The sequence below is a fragment of the Luxibacter massiliensis genome, assembly GCF_900604355.1.
GTDB classification, from domain to species: domain Bacteria; phylum Bacillota; class Clostridia; order Lachnospirales; family Lachnospiraceae; genus Luxibacter; species Luxibacter massiliensis.
In genome coordinates this window covers 1,525,209-1,541,504 of record NZ_UWOE01000001.1, presented here as the reverse complement: position 1 = coordinate 1,541,504, position 16,296 = coordinate 1,525,209, and the positions used below count along the sequence as shown (strand labels likewise).

Annotated in this window: 14 protein-coding genes; 1 reads left to right on the top strand and 13 read right to left on the bottom strand. The window is 47.0% G+C overall.

The genetic code is table 11. The features are described from left to right. The first annotated feature begins 115 nt into the window (after nucleotides 1–115). Nucleotides 116–1,402, top strand: coding sequence for a nucleotidyltransferase (locus tag EFA47_RS07060; RefSeq protein ID WP_122642631.1), 1,287 nt, complete (start codon nucleotides 116–118; stop codon nucleotides 1,400–1,402). A 188-nt stretch (nucleotides 1,403–1,590) separates the two neighbouring features. Here the strand turns inward: EFA47_RS07060 and EFA47_RS07050 are convergent, their stop codons facing one another. The 13 genes from EFA47_RS07050 to polA all read right to left on the bottom strand — a co-directional run bounded on the left by EFA47_RS07050 (nucleotide 1,591) and on the right by polA (nucleotide 16,249). Continuing rightward, nucleotides 1,591–2,976, bottom strand: coding sequence for an ABC transporter substrate-binding protein (locus EFA47_RS07050; protein ID WP_164689943.1), 1,386 nt, complete (start codon nucleotides 2,974–2,976; stop codon nucleotides 1,591–1,593). 47 nt (nucleotides 2,977–3,023) lie between these two features. Continuing rightward, entirely contained in the window at nucleotides 3,024–4,385 is a 1,362-nt protein-coding gene (locus EFA47_RS07045) for an FAD-dependent oxidoreductase (protein ID WP_164689942.1), read from the bottom strand. Continuing rightward, nucleotides 4,382–5,206, bottom strand: a complete 825-nt coding sequence (locus tag EFA47_RS07040; protein WP_122644442.1) for a carbohydrate ABC transporter permease — start codon at nucleotides 5,204–5,206, stop codon at nucleotides 4,382–4,384. Before EFA47_RS07040 ends, EFA47_RS07045 begins: the two co-directional genes overlap by 4 nt. 3 nt (nucleotides 5,207–5,209) lie before the next feature. Next, nucleotides 5,210–6,103 (bottom strand): carbohydrate ABC transporter permease, encoded by an 894-nt coding sequence (locus EFA47_RS07035; RefSeq protein WP_122642627.1) that lies wholly within the window; start codon nucleotides 6,101–6,103, stop codon nucleotides 5,210–5,212. 34 nt (nucleotides 6,104–6,137) lie between these two features. Then, nucleotides 6,138–7,055, bottom strand: a complete 918-nt coding sequence (dapA, locus tag EFA47_RS07030; RefSeq protein WP_122642626.1) for a 4-hydroxy-tetrahydrodipicolinate synthase — start codon at nucleotides 7,053–7,055, stop codon at nucleotides 6,138–6,140. Between the two features lie 363 nt (nucleotides 7,056–7,418). After that, nucleotides 7,419–8,297 carry a dihydrodipicolinate synthase family protein gene (locus tag EFA47_RS07025; RefSeq protein WP_122642625.1) on the bottom strand — a complete coding sequence of 293 codons (879 nt, stop codon included), beginning with the start codon at nucleotides 8,295–8,297 and terminating at the stop codon, nucleotides 7,419–7,421. Between the two features lie 330 nt (nucleotides 8,298–8,627). Then, on the bottom strand, nucleotides 8,628–9,335 hold the full coding sequence (locus EFA47_RS07020) for a FadR/GntR family transcriptional regulator (protein ID WP_122642624.1): 708 nt from the start codon (nucleotides 9,333–9,335) through the stop codon (nucleotides 8,628–8,630). Nucleotides 9,336–9,674: 339 nt separating this feature from the next. Further along, nucleotides 9,675–10,535: a DegV family protein gene (locus EFA47_RS07015; RefSeq protein WP_122642623.1), complete on the bottom strand. Its 861-nt coding sequence runs from the start codon at nucleotides 10,533–10,535 to the stop codon at nucleotides 9,675–9,677. A 16-nt stretch (nucleotides 10,536–10,551) separates the two neighbouring features. Then, complete coding sequence (locus EFA47_RS07010) at nucleotides 10,552–11,916, bottom strand: PFL family protein (RefSeq protein ID WP_122642622.1); 1,365 nt, start codon at nucleotides 11,914–11,916, stop codon at nucleotides 10,552–10,554. A gap of 32 nt (nucleotides 11,917–11,948) precedes the next feature. Beyond that, nucleotides 11,949–12,209, bottom strand: coding sequence for an ACT domain-containing protein (locus EFA47_RS07005; protein WP_122642621.1), 261 nt, complete (start codon nucleotides 12,207–12,209; stop codon nucleotides 11,949–11,951). 32 nt (nucleotides 12,210–12,241) lie between these two features. Further along, nucleotides 12,242–13,039 carry an MBL fold metallo-hydrolase gene (locus EFA47_RS07000; RefSeq protein ID WP_122642620.1) on the bottom strand — a complete coding sequence of 266 codons (798 nt, stop codon included), beginning with the start codon at nucleotides 13,037–13,039 and terminating at the stop codon, nucleotides 12,242–12,244. Then, nucleotides 13,036–13,617, bottom strand: a complete 582-nt coding sequence (gene coaE / locus EFA47_RS06995; protein ID WP_122642619.1) for a dephospho-CoA kinase — start codon at nucleotides 13,615–13,617, stop codon at nucleotides 13,036–13,038. Before coaE ends, EFA47_RS07000 begins: the two co-directional genes overlap by 4 nt. A gap of 16 nt (nucleotides 13,618–13,633) precedes the next feature. Beyond that, nucleotides 13,634–16,249 carry a DNA polymerase I gene (gene polA / locus EFA47_RS06990; RefSeq protein WP_122644441.1) on the bottom strand — a complete coding sequence of 872 codons (2,616 nt, stop codon included), beginning with the start codon at nucleotides 16,247–16,249 and terminating at the stop codon, nucleotides 13,634–13,636. Nucleotides 16,250–16,296: the final 47 nt, after the last annotated feature.

Below are 16,296 nucleotides of genomic sequence, written 5' to 3'. Positions count from 1 at the left end.
CTCACCTTATTTCTGTTATTCTACACAAATTATCAATAATAATCCAAATATACTGTATAACGCCTTATCATTTTATAGTATAATGGGTAACAAATTGATATACAAGGAGATTCTTATGAAAATTGTCGGTTTAATTGCAGAATATAATCCCTTCCACAACGGACATCAATATCATATAGAAAAAGCAAAGGAAGCCGCCGGGGCGGACACTGCCATTGTCATCATGAGCGGAGACTATGTACAGCGGGGCGCCCCTGCTATCATGCCCAAATATATACGCGCGGAAATGGCCTTAAAATGTGGAGCCGCCGCAGTCTTTGAACTCCCAGTCTGCTATGCCACAGGCAGTGCGGAACTTTTTGCAATGGGCGCCGTCTCTTTTTTGGAGAGCCTTGGCGTGGTAGATTCTATTTGTTTTGGCAGTGAATGTGATGACCTGCCCTCCCTCATGCAGATTGCTGATATCCTCACTGAGGAGCCTGAAGAATACCGCGCCCTCCTGCAGTCTTATTTGAGGTCCGGCATGTCTTTCCCTGCGGCGCGACAGGATGCCCTGCAGGCTTATATGGGCCAGGGGGACTTATCTTTCCTGCTCAACAGTCCTAACAACATCCTGGGCGTAGAATACATAAAGGCCCTCCGGAAGCTTAACAGCTCCATCACTCCCTGTACTGTCAAGCGCAGGGAATCACACTACCATGATACACAGCTTCGCACAAATTACAGTTCCGCCTCCTCCATACGCTCCCTTTTGTCCTATTCCAGTTCTGCGCTGAGTGTAAGCACGGGAGGAGATACCTTTGAGAATACACACTTCTCCGGTATTTTGGGAGAACTGGAGGATCAAGTGCCTGGCTGCTGCCTGGAGCTGCTCAAAGATCACCACCATGTAAATTATCCCATCTATCAGAATGACTTTTCACTTTTGCTAAAATACAAGCTCCTAAACAAATCCGCTGAAAACCTGACACGCTATATGGATGTATCCGAAGACCTGGCCAACCGCATCATAAACCAGCTCAACAATTTCTTTAACTACAAACAATTCTGTGAACTCCTAAAGACAAAGGAGGTCACTCACACCCGCATCAACCGGGCACTTTTGCACATTATGCTGGGAATAAAAAAACAAAATGTAGAAAAATACACTGCTGAAGGCTTTCATTACTATGCCCGGCTGCTTGGATGCCGTAAGGACAGGGAAAAAGTGCTGGGGAAAATCTCCAGGAAATCCTTGCTCCCGCTGCTGACAAATCTCTGGGACACAAAGGGCATTCCCGAGGCCGGACAGAAAATGCTCCTTCATGACATCCTGGCTTCCAACCTTTACACCTCTGTCATAACTGACAAGTACAAGACAGCCTTTGAAAACGAATATAAACGCCCTATTATAAAGGTTTAAGAAGATGCATGGGCGGTGCTCCCCAAGACAAATTTTCTTTGCCATGCCCTGCACAAAAATCCCCGTAACCCCAGGTTGTTTCTGACCTGGGGTTACGGGGATTTTTTGTACCTTTATCTTCTGTTTCTTCACTGCCAGCAGGCCTAGGGCCTGGAGTCTGGGACTGCCTTGCCTGTGCTGACAATTCCCTATTTCATCTCATTGCAGTTGGTAATAATTTCCTGCAATTTCTCATCCATATAATCTACTGCCTGCTCCGTACTCCACCCATTGAGCACCACATTCTGAATCGCATCTCCCATCAGGTTGGAGGACTCAATCTGCCCGGCAGAGTTAGTCAGCCCTGCTTCAAATCCACTTCTCTCCTCATAGGGAATAATATTCTCAAAAATATCTTCCATTTCTGAACTGAACTTCTGCACCATCTCGTCATTCTGGTAAGTATCGCTTTCAAAAGCCTCATTCATTGCCGGCAGCGCATATATAGGCCTGCTGTTGGCCCTCTCTGCCACATTGTCAGTCTCAAAAAGGAATTCCACAAATCTTTTAGACGCCTCTATTTTCTCATCTGTAGATTTTCCAATGGCCATATAATATGCGCCCCCAAAACTTGCATTTTGGTTATATGTGGAAGCATCTGTGCCTGGGAAAGGAAATACAGAGAGATTTTCCAGCATTTCCGGGTTCTGTTCCTCTGCTATGGCAACAACCGCGCCCCACTCGCTTGTCATGGCGATTTCCCCTTTTGCAAGCGCTGTCCTAAAGTCTGTCCATGTCCAGTTGATGGCCCCTTCCGGTGAAGATTCATGGTATATATCCAGCATAGCATTTAATGCCTCCACGGCCTGCTCCTTCTTATCCCCAAATTCATATTCTCCTGTCTCCGGGTTAAAAATATTTACCCCATTACTATATAAGAACTGGGAATACGTCTGCTGTGCCACCATGTTTCTATCCATAGGTATACACATTCCATATATATCTGTCTTGCCGTCCCCGTCTGTATCCTGTGTCAGCTTGGCTGCGGCGGCCTTCAGCTCATCCCAGGTCTTTGGAATCTCGATCCCATTTTCCTCGAACAAGTCTTTCCTGTACCACACGCCCTGATAGAGCGCCCAGTCCGGAACCGCATATACAACGTCATCTTTGGTCACCCAATCCAGATATTTCTCAACAAAGGCTTCCCTGCCGCCTTTAGATTCTATGATATCTGAAACGTCAACCAGCGCGTCTTTGGACTGCATAAAAGCGATATGTCCCTCAATACCATTGAAAATATTCGGCATTGTATCCGAATTCATACCTGCCATCATCCTCTGGTAAACTACGTCATAAGTAAGCGTCTCAACATTAATTTTAATATCTGGATTCTGTTCTTCAAAAGCTGCCACCTGGGCATCCAATGTCTCAATCATCGCCTCCGTTGTGTGCATTGTCCACATTGTCAGTTCTGTCACCTCTTCAGAGGACTTGGAGCCTGCATCCTCCCCCTTAGATGTATCACTTCCTTTTGAGCATCCCGCCATTGTCAATAACATTGCTAAAACCAATACAAAAGAACATAACTTTTTCAAAATAATCCGACCTCCTGTCTGACTTGCATTTTTATTATACCCTGTCCTCACTCAACCACTGCATCCTGGGCAAGCAGGTTCTTTTTTAATTCTTCATAGTTTACGGAAATACATGCCCTCTTATCACGGGACGCCAGTGCGGCGCATACCCCCGCCCCATGGCCCGTGGCCATAGCCGTAGCCGTAATGCGCAGGGACCCCTGTGCCTCATGGGTACAGCAGATACACCGCCCTGCAGCCAGAAGATTATCAAGATTCCTGGCTGCCAGGCTTTCCAGCGGAATCTGGTACCCCCTGTTTACAGTATAATATTCCATAGACTCCCCTCCCGGACTGTGTATATCCATGGGGAAAGCGCCCATAGCCACACTATGTTCTTTTACACCTCCCTCCTCCAGCTCTGCTCTTGTAATACAGTGGTGTCCATCCACACGCCGGCCCTCGCGTATGCCTATCCTTCCTGTTTTCACCAGATAGGAGTCTTTAAATGCCGGGTGTCGCTTTTTCAGCCATTTCCACAGCTCAAATCCCTGTATTACTGTCTTTAGCTGGGCCCTGCTTCTGTCCGCCATATGAAGCGGATTCCCATCTGCCCGGGTAAAATTCAGAATGACTTCCCCTGGCTGGTACCCAGTGATAACATGCATTTCCTGCCTCTTTAAAGAAAGGGCGCCTGTCTTATACCCTTCTTCCAGAAGAGATCCAAATCCCCACAAGTGAAGTGTCTGGCTTTCATTTTCTGCGGTTCGTTTCTTCATATTTTCATAGGCTGTTTCTGAAAAAAAGCTAAATTCCTCTGGATGGCCCACAGCCTCTTCTGCCAACAATGCTGTATCCACCCCTCCTAACTGTACCAGGCTGGTCATAGGCTGCACGGCCCCCTTGGCGTCCCCCATATGAAACCCGGCCCCGGCCATTGCCGCCAGGTCGCCGTCGCCGGTACAGTCAATAAAGACAGCTGCCTCATAGATTCTGCTCTCGTTTCGATCCCCGATTTCCAAGTTTTTAATATGGCCCTCTTCTACGGTACAGTTCTTTAAATATACCTGTAGGAGAATCTCCACGCCTGCCTCCGAGAGCATCTCAAACCCAACACATTTACAAATTTCCGGCGAAAAAGGCGTGATTGTCTTTGCATATCCTGTGGTATCCTCTATATGCCCCAGACTTCCCTGTTCCCGCCTGCACCTGCTGACAAATTCCTCTGCAATACCCTTTACTACCTGGCGCTTTTCATCATGGAATGTCATGATAGCCTCCAAAGGGCCTGAAGTAAGATTTCCTAATATAGAATCTGAATTTTCTGCCAACAGAACCCTGCTCTTCATACGCGCCGCGGCAATGGCGGCGCAGAAGCCAGCGGGCCCTGCCCCTGCCACAATTACATCAAATTTTCTGTTCTCCATCATTCTTTCACTGCTCCCGCCGTCAGGCCTGCGATAAAATATTTCTGTATAGATACAAAGATTACAATTACCGGGATACTGATAAGTACGGATGTGGCCATAATTTCTCCCCATCGGATATCATAATGTGCGATAAATTCCCGGATTCCAATTGGCAGTGTCTTCCGGTTTGTGCTGATTAAGAAAACACTTGAATATAAATACTCATTCCATGACTGGATAAAAGAAAACAACCCGATTGAAAATATAGCCACCCCTGACATGGGAATCGCAATCTTGCGGAACACACCAATTTTACTTAATCCGTCAATCATGCCTGCCTCCTCCAATTCTCTGGGGATAGCTGCAAAGAAGGAGCGCATCATCCATATCCCAAGAGGAATCGTAATCGTAAGGTGGGCCAGTATGATCCCCAGGAAAGTATCTACCAGGTCCAGGTTTGTCAGGATCGTATTCAGCGGCAGCATCAGCAGGATGGGAGGAAAAATATAGGTGCACAGTATAACATGGGATAAAAGATTCCTTCCCCTGAACTTAAACCTTGTCAGGCTGTATGCCCCCAGGGCCGACACAACTACGGTAATGACCATCACGGCTGAGGATACAATCAGGCTGTTTATAAAGTACTGGGGGACATTACTGCTGACAAACACATTCTCATACCAGCCGGTCCAGAACCCCTTGGGGATAAAAGAAGGGTTCTTTACAAACAACGATTCTGCCGGCGTGAAGGATGAGATCACCATCCACAAAAAGGGGACCACAACAATAGCCAGTAAAATCACAATACCGATTGCCTTGCCTATTTTCCCTAACATTTTCATCTGCTATGCATCCCCCTTTCTATTGCTGATTTTGGAGAAAACCAAAATCATAACTACAAGCATGATCCCCATAAGTATAGACATAGCCGACGCCCTCCCGAAATTGAACATGCCTACCGCCTCTGTATAAATCAAGATGGGCAGATGCTGGGTGGACTGTGCAGGGCCCCCGGATGTCATCAGGTAAATCATATCAAATGCATTAAATTCCCATATCATGCGCAAAATTAAAAGGCTGTACGTAATAGGCTTCAGTGACGGGAACGTAATATAGCGGAACTTCTGCCAGTTATTGGCGCCGTCAATCATAGCCGCCTCAAACTGGTCCTGGGAGATGGACTGGATGCCTCCCAGATAATTCACCATACAGAACGGGAAAGATCTCAGTACATTCACCGCTATCACAGTGGCCAGTGCCGTGGCCGGACTGGCAAGGAGGGAGGCTCCCTGCTCAAGCACTCCTATATTGACCAGGAAGCTGGTCAGTATGCCATAGGTATCATTTAACATCCATTGGAACAGCAGAACCAGTGAAATAATAGGGATTACGTAAGGGGTCAGCAGTATGGAGCGGATGACTTTATTCATCCTTGTATCTTTGCTGATTAGCATAGCCGTCAAAAGTCCCAGAAGCATCTGGAATATGACACTTCCTGCTGTCCAGATTACATCGATCTTCAGCGCTTTCAAAAACGCCTCGTCCTGAATCACGCTGATATAATTTTCAAGTCCGATAAAGCTGTTGCTCCCTGTTACATAATTTGTGTCAAAAAAACTCTGTTTTATCGTCTGAAGCACAGGAAATAAAATTAGACAGCCCAGACAAATAAATGTCGGCAATAAAAATAAGTAGCCAAGGAATAAATCGTTATTGAGCAAACGCTTTTTCCCCTTCATCTGCTGACACCTCCTCTATTTTTAAAAACATCTCCTATAGTTTACCGATTTCTTTTAAGATTCCCCTGGTAACTTCCATCTCGGCGTCAGTGGCGGGTGCCAGAGGGCCTCTTGCCGCTCCCAGGCGGATGCCTGTAACAAGCTCAATTGCCGGGCGCATAATGGAGTTGGGAAGGATTCTCCCATTTTGGCCTGTAGATTTGCAGAAACGGTAAATAGGTTCAAATAATTCCTTTGCCTTTTCGTTCTCCCCTTTGTCAAAGGCTTCAAAGATCTCCCTGATCTCGTGGCCGAAAATATGTGCTCCGCCGCTTACTAGTCCCATAGCGCCCTGAACGATTGTAGGAAGCAGCATAATATCATCACCGTTAAAAATCACAAAATCAGGATCCACGTCCTTTGTTGCCAGGAAGAAGTCTGTCACCTGGGTAGGGTTGATTCCCGCCTCATCCTTGATGCCTATAATATTATCAATGACAGCCAGCCTTCTTACTGTGTCAGCCTCTAAATTCACGCCCACAAAAATAGGGATGTTATAGAGGAGGATCTGCATATTTGTATTTTCTGCCACTGTCTTATAATGGTTATATAACCCCTCCTGGGTCGGTTTATTATAATATGGGCACACTACCATGGCCAGCTCGATTCCCAATGATTCTGCTTCTTTTGTCAGGGCGATAGTCTCCTTTGTGGAAGCACATCCGGTTCCGGCAATAATCGGCTTTCTTCCGGCAGATGCCTGGACTGCTGTTTTCATCAGCTCCACCCTCTCATCAAAGGTCAGCAGGGAGGCTTCTCCTGTGGTCCCAGTAACTATCAAGGAATCACAAAGGTCATTCTGTATCAGATACTCGATCAGCTCTTCATACTTGTTATAATCTACCTCTTCATTTTCTTTATACGGTGTAATAAGGGGAAGCAATATTTTTCCATATTTTTCTGTAAATGTCATTTTCTGTCCTCCATGTAATATTGTTTGTTTGTATGATATGTTTGATATTTTGTATGATATATTATTGTATGATGTCTATATTCACTATAAATCCCATATACACTTTTGTCAACACTTTCGTACATACATTATAATTTTTGGCTATTTTGCACAATTTTCCAGTAAACATCCCTCAAGGCACATTCCCCATCAGATCCATGGCAGGAGAAAGAATAGTCCGCTGTACACCCTTCCTCTTCGCGGGAATGTGCATCATCACACAAAGTGATTTTTTGTTGCATAGGGATTCCAGCGGATTTCTATGCAACAAAAAATGCCCGGATAAGATTCTGCTCTTACCCGGGCATATACAAACTATGTCTCCTACCCCATCTTCTCAAATGCCTTTTCAATCCTTCTCTTCTCAGCCTCTTCCAAATGCACAATGGGACTTCTGCACAAACCAGGATCTCTTCCCAGTACCTGCAGTGCGTATTTAAGCCGTATGGGAAACTGATTTCCGGCAATGCTCTGCCAGCAGTCGTACATCTGATCCTGCAGCTCTTTTGCATGTACGCGGTCCCCGGCACAGAAACTGTCCCACATCTCTACGCACAGCTTGGGGAACACCGCCAGGATTGCAGAGATGGCCCCGTCGGCCCCTGAATCATAGCATGTGTACAGCATATCATCTGTAGCTGCATAGACAAGTCCTTTGTCCCCGCATGCCATTCTCATAGCATAGAGGGCAGGAACACTGCCCACACTCTGCTTGATCCCCCTTACATATTCAGTCTCCTCTATCAGCCTTTTAAAAAGGCCTGGACGGATTGTATTCTGCGGGATTACATTATAAATAATGATCGGCAGCTGTACTTCTCTGGACAGTGTGCTGTAAAAGTCAAACATCCCCTCCTCATCGGGCACAAGCACATTATAAGCAGTCGGTGTCACCATCACCGCATCGGCCCCCGCCTCCTTTGCAGCCAGTCCCGCGCGCACTGCATCTCTTGTACAAGTACGCATAACTCCACAGACCACAGGCTGTGAAGAATCTGTGTATTCTCTGGCAATTGAAATCAGGGCCTGTAACTCTTCATCCCTAAGCGTAGGGCCTTCTCCCGTACTGCCTCCCACGCTGATCCCATGGACGCCGGCTCCAATGGTATATTCAATCTCTCTTGCAGCCAGCTTTTCATCAATTGTCCCATCTTCCTTAAAAGGTGTAATAATCGGAGGGATAATCCCTTTCATCTCTTTCATACATTCTCCACCTGACATTCTTTTTTGAATGACATCATACAATCATATCTCATATATTTATATTAACACAGATTTCAGCTATGTCAAGTATTTCTCAATTTTTATTTCTTTCCCACAGCCTTTTCAACTAGATTTTCCATATATATGCTGCGCATTGCTTCCATTTGTCTGAAGCTCTGTGTCAGGCAGGAAGCCATGCAAAATACCCCCGCCCTTTGATACATGCCCGGGAGGCTGGCTGCACCCCCACGCCCAAGACGGGGCCCCTTAAGGCAGGATACCGATTGGAGTATTAATATGCAATATGTATCCTATATTGCCAAACTCTATTTATGGCTGGTTCTTTTTTGCGCTGTGAATCAAACGCATGTCATTTTCGGTAATTTCCAAATGTTTCCTTATCTCCTCCACTGCCAGAGATGCATTTTTTGTCTCAAAGCAGAATAAGATTCTCTTGTGTGGTTCAACTGCATTTTTATATACCGTCTTGTCTGTAAAAGAATCCCCCCGATATACCCGGAAACGTTCTAAAAGCTGTTTATTAATATTGATGAGCAGTGGATTTTTCGTATAAGTAATAATTTTTGTGTGAAAAAGCTCATCCAGCATAATCATCTTTACCATATCCCGCTTTTCGTTGGCCTCCACAAAGGAGGCATGGATCTCCCTCAATTCCTGGATCTCCTGCTCCTGGGCCCTGTCCACGGCCAGCCTCACTGACAATGTCTCGATTGCCATCCTGACTTCCATAAAATCATAAAACTGTACATCCTTCACATCATACCAAGGTTCCCGCTCTGTGCGCGTCTTATGGAAGTCTGCCACAAATGCGCCCTTTCCCAGCCTATTTTCCACATACCCTAATGCCTGCAGGACCCGGAATGCCTCCCGCACACTTGTCCTGCTCACTTTCAGTTCCTCACAGAACTTTGCCTCCGTGGGCAGCTTTGCCCCCACCTCGTAAGTACCTGATTCAATGAGCTCTTTAATATTCTCCACCACTGCATCTGTTATTGACATTCTCTGAATTTCTTTCATCCTCTCAACGCCTCCTAAGCCTGACCACACCCTTTTGTCTAATTGTATGACGTGAGTTCAGAAAAAGCAACCTCTTTTTCGCCCATCTGTACAATACATGAAAAGGTCTTGTGATTTTGGCCCGTAAACTATCAGACGGCGGCCATGCCTGATGCAGCAGCCGCTTAATTGTTCCATCTATATATGCCGGCTGATTCCATGTAAGGATGGACAGTCAAATACCCCGCAGAAAAGCTGCGGGGTATTTGGCCTTAGGGGCAGCCGCCGAATGGACAAAACAGGCATGTCCCCCCGGCTCGCTGCCGGCAGGAATAACTCTTCATGAGCGCGCACTTTGATTCATGAAATCTTCTTCATGCAAGTAACAGCCATGGCCCCGGGCCCAATATGGCAGGCAACACTCAGTGAAAGAGGCCCTTCGATAATCTCATACTGAGGAAACTTTTCCTGAATCTCCTTCTTCCATCCTTCGGCCTCCTCCCGGCTGCAAGTATAGGCCATGCCCAGGACCATCTCCTCTGCATTGCCGGCAAACCTTCCCTTCAGGTCTGCATCGATGGCCTTAAGCATTGTGCGCTTAGCAGCTTTCCACCCACGGACTTTTGCAAAGGCATCCAGTTTTTCCCCCTGTATCTGCAGTACCGGCTTTAGGTTCAGGACTGTCCCAAGGGCAGCGGCGGCAGGCGTGATTCTTCCGCCCTTTTTCAGGTATTTGAGCGTATCCACTGTAATATAAATACTGGATTCTAGTTTCTCTCTCTCCAGCTTCTCTTTAATCTCCCGTGCAGAGCTTCCCCTCTCCCTAAGCGCCAGGGCGTCCCACACAGACTGTACCTGTGTGACAGAAATCCGCTGATTATCCACAACCTCCACACGGCCGTCATACTCTCGTGACAGATTTACTGCCGTCTCACAGCTGCTACTTAAGCCGCTGGACATAGGGATGTGCACAATCTCATCGTATTCTTCCAAAAGTTTATCCCATAAATCCAGTATATCCCCCGGCGAAGGCTGGGATGTGGAAATGTCGGAATCCTCTTTAAGCCTTTTATAAAACTCTTCCTGTGTCAGCGTGATATCCTCAAAAAACAACTCACCGTCAATAAAAAATGGCATGGGAAGTATTTTAACCCCCATCTTTTTTCCCTGTTCCTGGGTAATTCCACTGTTACTGTCTGTTACTACTGCAATCCTTTTCATACAATTATCCCCTGTTTTAATTTTTAAAGCTATGGATCGGCGCAGGGATCCTGCCCTTACGCGCCACAAATTCTTCGCAGCCAAACTCATTCACCGGCATAATCGGCGCATATCCAAGAAGGCCTCCAAATTCCGCTGTGTCCCCCACATCTTTCCCGATCACGGGGATCAGGCGGACGGCTGTGGTCTTCTGGTTCACCATGCCGATGGCCATTTCATCTGCAATGATGCCGGCAATTGTACTGGCAGATGTCTTTCCCGGAATCGCTATCATGTCCAGTCCCACTGAGCAGACACAAGTCATTGCCTCCAGCTTCTCAAAAGTAAGGGCCCCTAAATTCACGGCGTCTATCATCCCCTGATCCTCGCTGACAGGGATAAACGCCCCGCTTAACCCTCCTACATAGGAAGAGGCCATGACTCCGCCCTTTTTAACCTGGTCATTGAGCATAGCCAGCGCCGCCGTGGTTCCCGGCGCCCCCACTCTCTCCAGGCCAATCTCCTCCAGAATTTCCGCCACACTGTCTCCCACGGAAGGCGTGGGGGCCAAAGATAAGTCTACAATGCCAAAGGGGATGCCCATTCTTTTGGATGCCTGCCCGGCCACCAGCTGGCCTACCCGGGTCACTTTAAAAGCCGTCTTTTTGATTGTTTCGCACAGTTCTTCAAATCCCTGGCCCCTGACTTTTTCCAGCGCCTTCTTCACAACACCCGGACCACTGACGCCTACATTAATCACTGCATCTGCCTCTGTCACGCCCAAAAAAGCGCCGGCCATAAAGGGGTTGTCGTCCGGCGCATTGCAGAATATAACTAGCTTGGCGCACCCTAGAGAATCCTTCTCCTGTGTGGCCTCTGCCGTTGCCTTGACAATCTCCCCGCAAAGGCGCACTGCATCCATATTGATTCCTGTTTTGGTGGAACCCACATTCACAGAGCTGCAGATCCGCTCTGTGGCCGCCAGGGCAGATGGGATTGACCGAATCAGGTTCTCGTCGCTCTTTGTCATAGCCTTGGATACCAAGGCTGAATAGCCGCCGATAAAATTGACTCCCACCTCACTCGCCGCCCGGTCTAAGGTCCTGGCAATAGACACAAAATCATCCGGAGTTTTGCAGGCTGCCCCTCCTACAAGGGCAATTGGAGTGACGGAAATCCTCTTATTGACAATAGGAATCCCAAATTCCTTCTCAATATCCTGGCCCGTAGCGACAAGATCCTGCGCTGTCTTTGTCACTTTTTCATAGATCTTACGATTCAGCGCATCCAGGTCGGAATCTATACAGTCTAATAGACTGATTCCCAGTGTGATTGTGCGGACATCTAAATTCTCCTGCTCAATCATTTTATTTGTCTCTGAAACTTCATATATATTAATCATTTCTATGCCCTCGCCTTCGTCCCAATCACTGCCTAAATCCGGTGCATTTTCTTAAAAATCTCGTCTCTCTGGCAGCGGATATCCACCCCAATATCTTCTCCCAGTGCTTCCAGCTCATCGCAGACCAGCTTAAAATCTTTCTCTATTGCAGTCACGTCCACAATCATCATCATATTGAAATACCCCTGGACAATGGTCTGGGAAATATCCAGAATATTGATTTTATTCTCCGCAAGATAGGTGCATACCCGCGCGATAATTCCGACTGCGTCTTTTCCCAGAACTGTAACGATACATTTTTCATTTTCTTTTCCTCCTGCCTGTTTTACACGGTAACAATCTCTGAAACAGTATCTCTCCCAGCCACAAACATATGTAAATCCTCGCCTTTGAACCCGGTATCGCCCAGAGTTACCTCAAGTTTTACTGTCTCATAAGCCAGCCTGGCATAATTATTCTCCTTGCTTAAATGCCCCAGCACAATATGCTTCAAATTATCATGTAGTATATCACAAAGGAGCCTTCCTGACAATTCATTAGAAAGATGTCCTTTATCTCCCATGACCCTCCTCTTTAAAGGGTATGGGTAAGACCCCACCTCCAGCATATGGATGTCATGGTTTGCCTCCAGCAGGACTGCGTCTAAATTTTTCAGCCTGGATACAGTATATTCATCATAGATCCCCAGGTCTGTAGCCACTGCCACTGACTTATCCCCACAATTCATGCGGTAGCCGGAAGGTTCATTGGCGTCGTGGGAAATCCGGAAAGGGTCTACTGTAATATCCCCCAGAGTAAAGCTTTCATCTATATGTATGGGGTGCAGAATCCCCTCGGGCAGCTTTCCCAGAGAAGAGTATCCTTTAATCCCTTCGATAGTCCCAGGGGTGGCATATACAGGCACCCCATATTTTCTGCTGAATACTCCCAGGCCCTGTATGTGGTCGGAATGCTCATGGGTAATCAAAATTCCATCCAGTTCTTCTCCTTTTATTTCCAGTTCCTTTAACCCTGCGTCAATCCTTTTTTTACTGATTCCTGTATCTACAAGCAGATGTGTGTTATCGCTGCCTACATAGATACAATTGCCACTGCTGCCGCTTGCGATGCTGCATAATCTCATAATATCTCTCCTATTTGTTTCTTCGTATATTCAAAAGGCCCGCTATTGTCTATTACAGCCTGGCATACCTTCCTGAAACCCTCATCCGGGGACTGGGATTCTATCATTCGGCTGATCCTCTCATCTGAATATCCCCGGGAGCTTTTCAGTCTCTTTCTCCTGGCATCCTCACTGGCATAAATATACCATATTTCCCCGCAGATGTCCTCATAGCCGGCCTCTGGCAAAAGGGCAGCCTCAATCACATACAGGGGAATATGTTCTTTTTCTTTCTCAATGATATCTCTGCGTACCCATTCTTTTACAAGGGGATGTACAATGGCATTTAAGCGGCCCAGCCTTTGCTGGTCCCCAAAGACAACCTCTGCCAGCTTCTGCCGGTCTAATTCCCCGTCCGGCCTTCTTACTTCTTCTCCGAATTCCTTTACAATTTCATCAAAACAAGGCTGCCCCTTTCTCTGGAGCATAAAGGCCACATGGTCCAGCTGGCAGACAACTGCCCCATATTCCGCCTCAAGGAAATGCAGGACCTTACTTTTGCCTGCCCCCACGCCTCCTGTAATCCCAATCACCTTCATACTGTTTCTTTTCCTCTTATTTTGCCTCGTACCAGTTTTCTCCTGTGTGCATGTCCACAATTAAGGGCACATCCAAATCTGCCGCACTCTCCATCTGACGCTCCAGTATTTCTTTCACTTCCTTTACTTCCTCCTGGACTGCCTCAATGAGAAGTTCATCGTGCACCTGCAGAATCAGGCGGGACTTAAACCCTCTCTCTTTTAACTCTTTGTTCACTCCTATCATGGCGATTTTCATGATATCTGCGGCAGAACCCTGGATAGGCGCATTCATGGCAACCCTCTCCCCAAAATTCCGCTGCATAAAATTACTTGATTTCAGTTCCGGCACAGGGCGCCTTCTTCCAAATAAGGTAACTACATACCCTTCCTGCTTTGCATGGGATACGGTGTCATCCAAAAACCTTTTGATGCCTGGATAGGTCTCAAAATAATTTTCAATATATTGCGCCGCTTCTTTTCGTGTAATACTCAGATCCTGGCTCAGGCCAAAAGAACTAATCCCATATACGATCCCAAAATTTACGGCCTTTGCATTCCTTCTCTGCAGGTCTGTCACTTCTTCAAAAGGCGTGTGGAATACCTGGGAAGCTGTCATACGGTGGATATCCTGCGCCTCCCTGTAAGCCTGTATTAGCTGTTCATCCCCAGAGCAGTGGGCCAGTATACGCAGTTCAATCTGGGAATAATCCGCATCAATAAAGACACACCCTTCCCGGGGAACAAAGACTTTACGTATCAGGCGCCCCAGCTCCATCCTGACCGGAATATTCTGCAGGTTGGGTTCCGTACTGCTGATACGCCCAGTGGCAGTCACAGTCTGGTTGAATTTCCCATGTATTCTCCCATCATCCCCGATATAGGCTGCCAGTCCATCTGCATAGGTGGATTTTAATTTAGAAAGCTGCCTGTACTCCAGTATTTTAGCCACCACCGGATAATCCGGGGCCAGCTTGTCCAGCACGTCGGCGGCGGTGGAATATCCAGTCTTAGTTTTCTTTCCGTTTGGCAGCTTCATATGGTCGAACAAAATTACGCCCAGCTGTTTAGGGGAATTGATATTGAAGGATTCCCCTGCCATATCGTAGATTTCTTTTTCCAGCTCCACAATCCTCTTGCCCAGTTGTTCCCCATAGAACTTCAGGGCCTCCGCTTCCACCTGGATTCCTGCCTGCTCCATATCATACAGCGTAAATATAAGGGGCATTTCAATATCTGTAAAAAGATGGTACATACCCTCTGCCTGCATCCTGCTGCTCAAAGGCGCCACGGCGGCAAATGCGGTATATGCCTCATAGCACGCTTTCTTAGCCTCATCTGCCCTGTCATCCACCATCAGGTTTAAATACTCTCCTGCCACATCCTCATAATGATAATCACTTTTCAGAGGGTTCAATAGATAGGCAGCTATCACCGCATCAAAACAGTGCTCCTTGGGGATGTCCCCCAGAAGGGGCAGATCCCCTTTTATGTCAAACATGGAAAAAGTCCTGCCCTTTCCCGCCGTTTCCGCCAATTTCCCAAATAGATATTCCATATCTGTCTCCATGTCGCAGGGGATAGAATAAATCTTCTCATTCCCAAAGGCAATGGCCACCCTCCCATATCCTGACGGGTGGGCAAAAAGAGGGGGGGTGTTTCCAGGCTCCCTGGAAATGGCTGCCCCTACAACCTCCGCCTTTTGAGCTTCTGCAAAAATCAGATCTGCAGCCTTTCGCCCCTGTGCCTCATGAAAAAAGTCCTCCACCTGGTTGGAGGATGCTTCCACATCAAAACGGCCCAGCATATTTTTGAACTGGAGTTCCTGAAAATAACTATATGCTTCTTTTGTGTACGGGTTTTTGTATACAGCATCCTCAAGACAGAACGTAATATCTGCATTTTGGTTGATGGTTGCAAGTGTCTTGCTCATACATGCCTGCTCCCAATATTCCACCAGATTTTTGCTGGCCCTGGGAGGCTTGATATCTGCTGCGTGGGCATGGGCATTTTCTATAGATCCATATTCAGAAATGATCTTAGTGGCTGTCTTTTCCCCCACTCCGGGCACTCCGGGAATATTGTCTGATGTATCCCCCATAAGAGCCTTGACATCAATAAATTCCCGGGGCGTCACCCCCAATGTTTCCTTTACATCTGCGGCATAATAATCCTCAATCTCGGTCCTTCCCTGCCTTGTCCTTGGGATCCGGACTTTTACATGCTCAGTTGCCAGCTGCAGTGTGTCCCGGTCTCCCGAAATAATTGCCACTTCCAATCCTTTCTCCTCACAGAGCCTGGAAATCGTCCCAAGCAGGTCGTCTGCCTCCAGGCCCGCCTGCTCAATGATTTCGATATCCATGGCCTTAAGGACCTCCTTTATCACAGGCACCTGCTGCCTCAGCTCCTCAGCCATTGGTTTCCTTGTCCCTTTATATTCCGCATACATTTCATGTCTGAAAGTAGGGGCGTGGACATCAAAGGTAACTGTCAGATACTGGGGTTTCTCCTCATCCAATATCTTAAACATTATATTCAGGAATCCATACACAGCATTTGTATGAAGTCCTTTTGCATTGGTCAAATCCGGAACCCCATAAAATGCCCTGTTTAAAATGCTATGGCCGTCTATCAATACTATTTTTTCACTCATTTTCTGTTTCCGGCCCTTCAAACGCAGGCGCACCTGCATTATAAAAG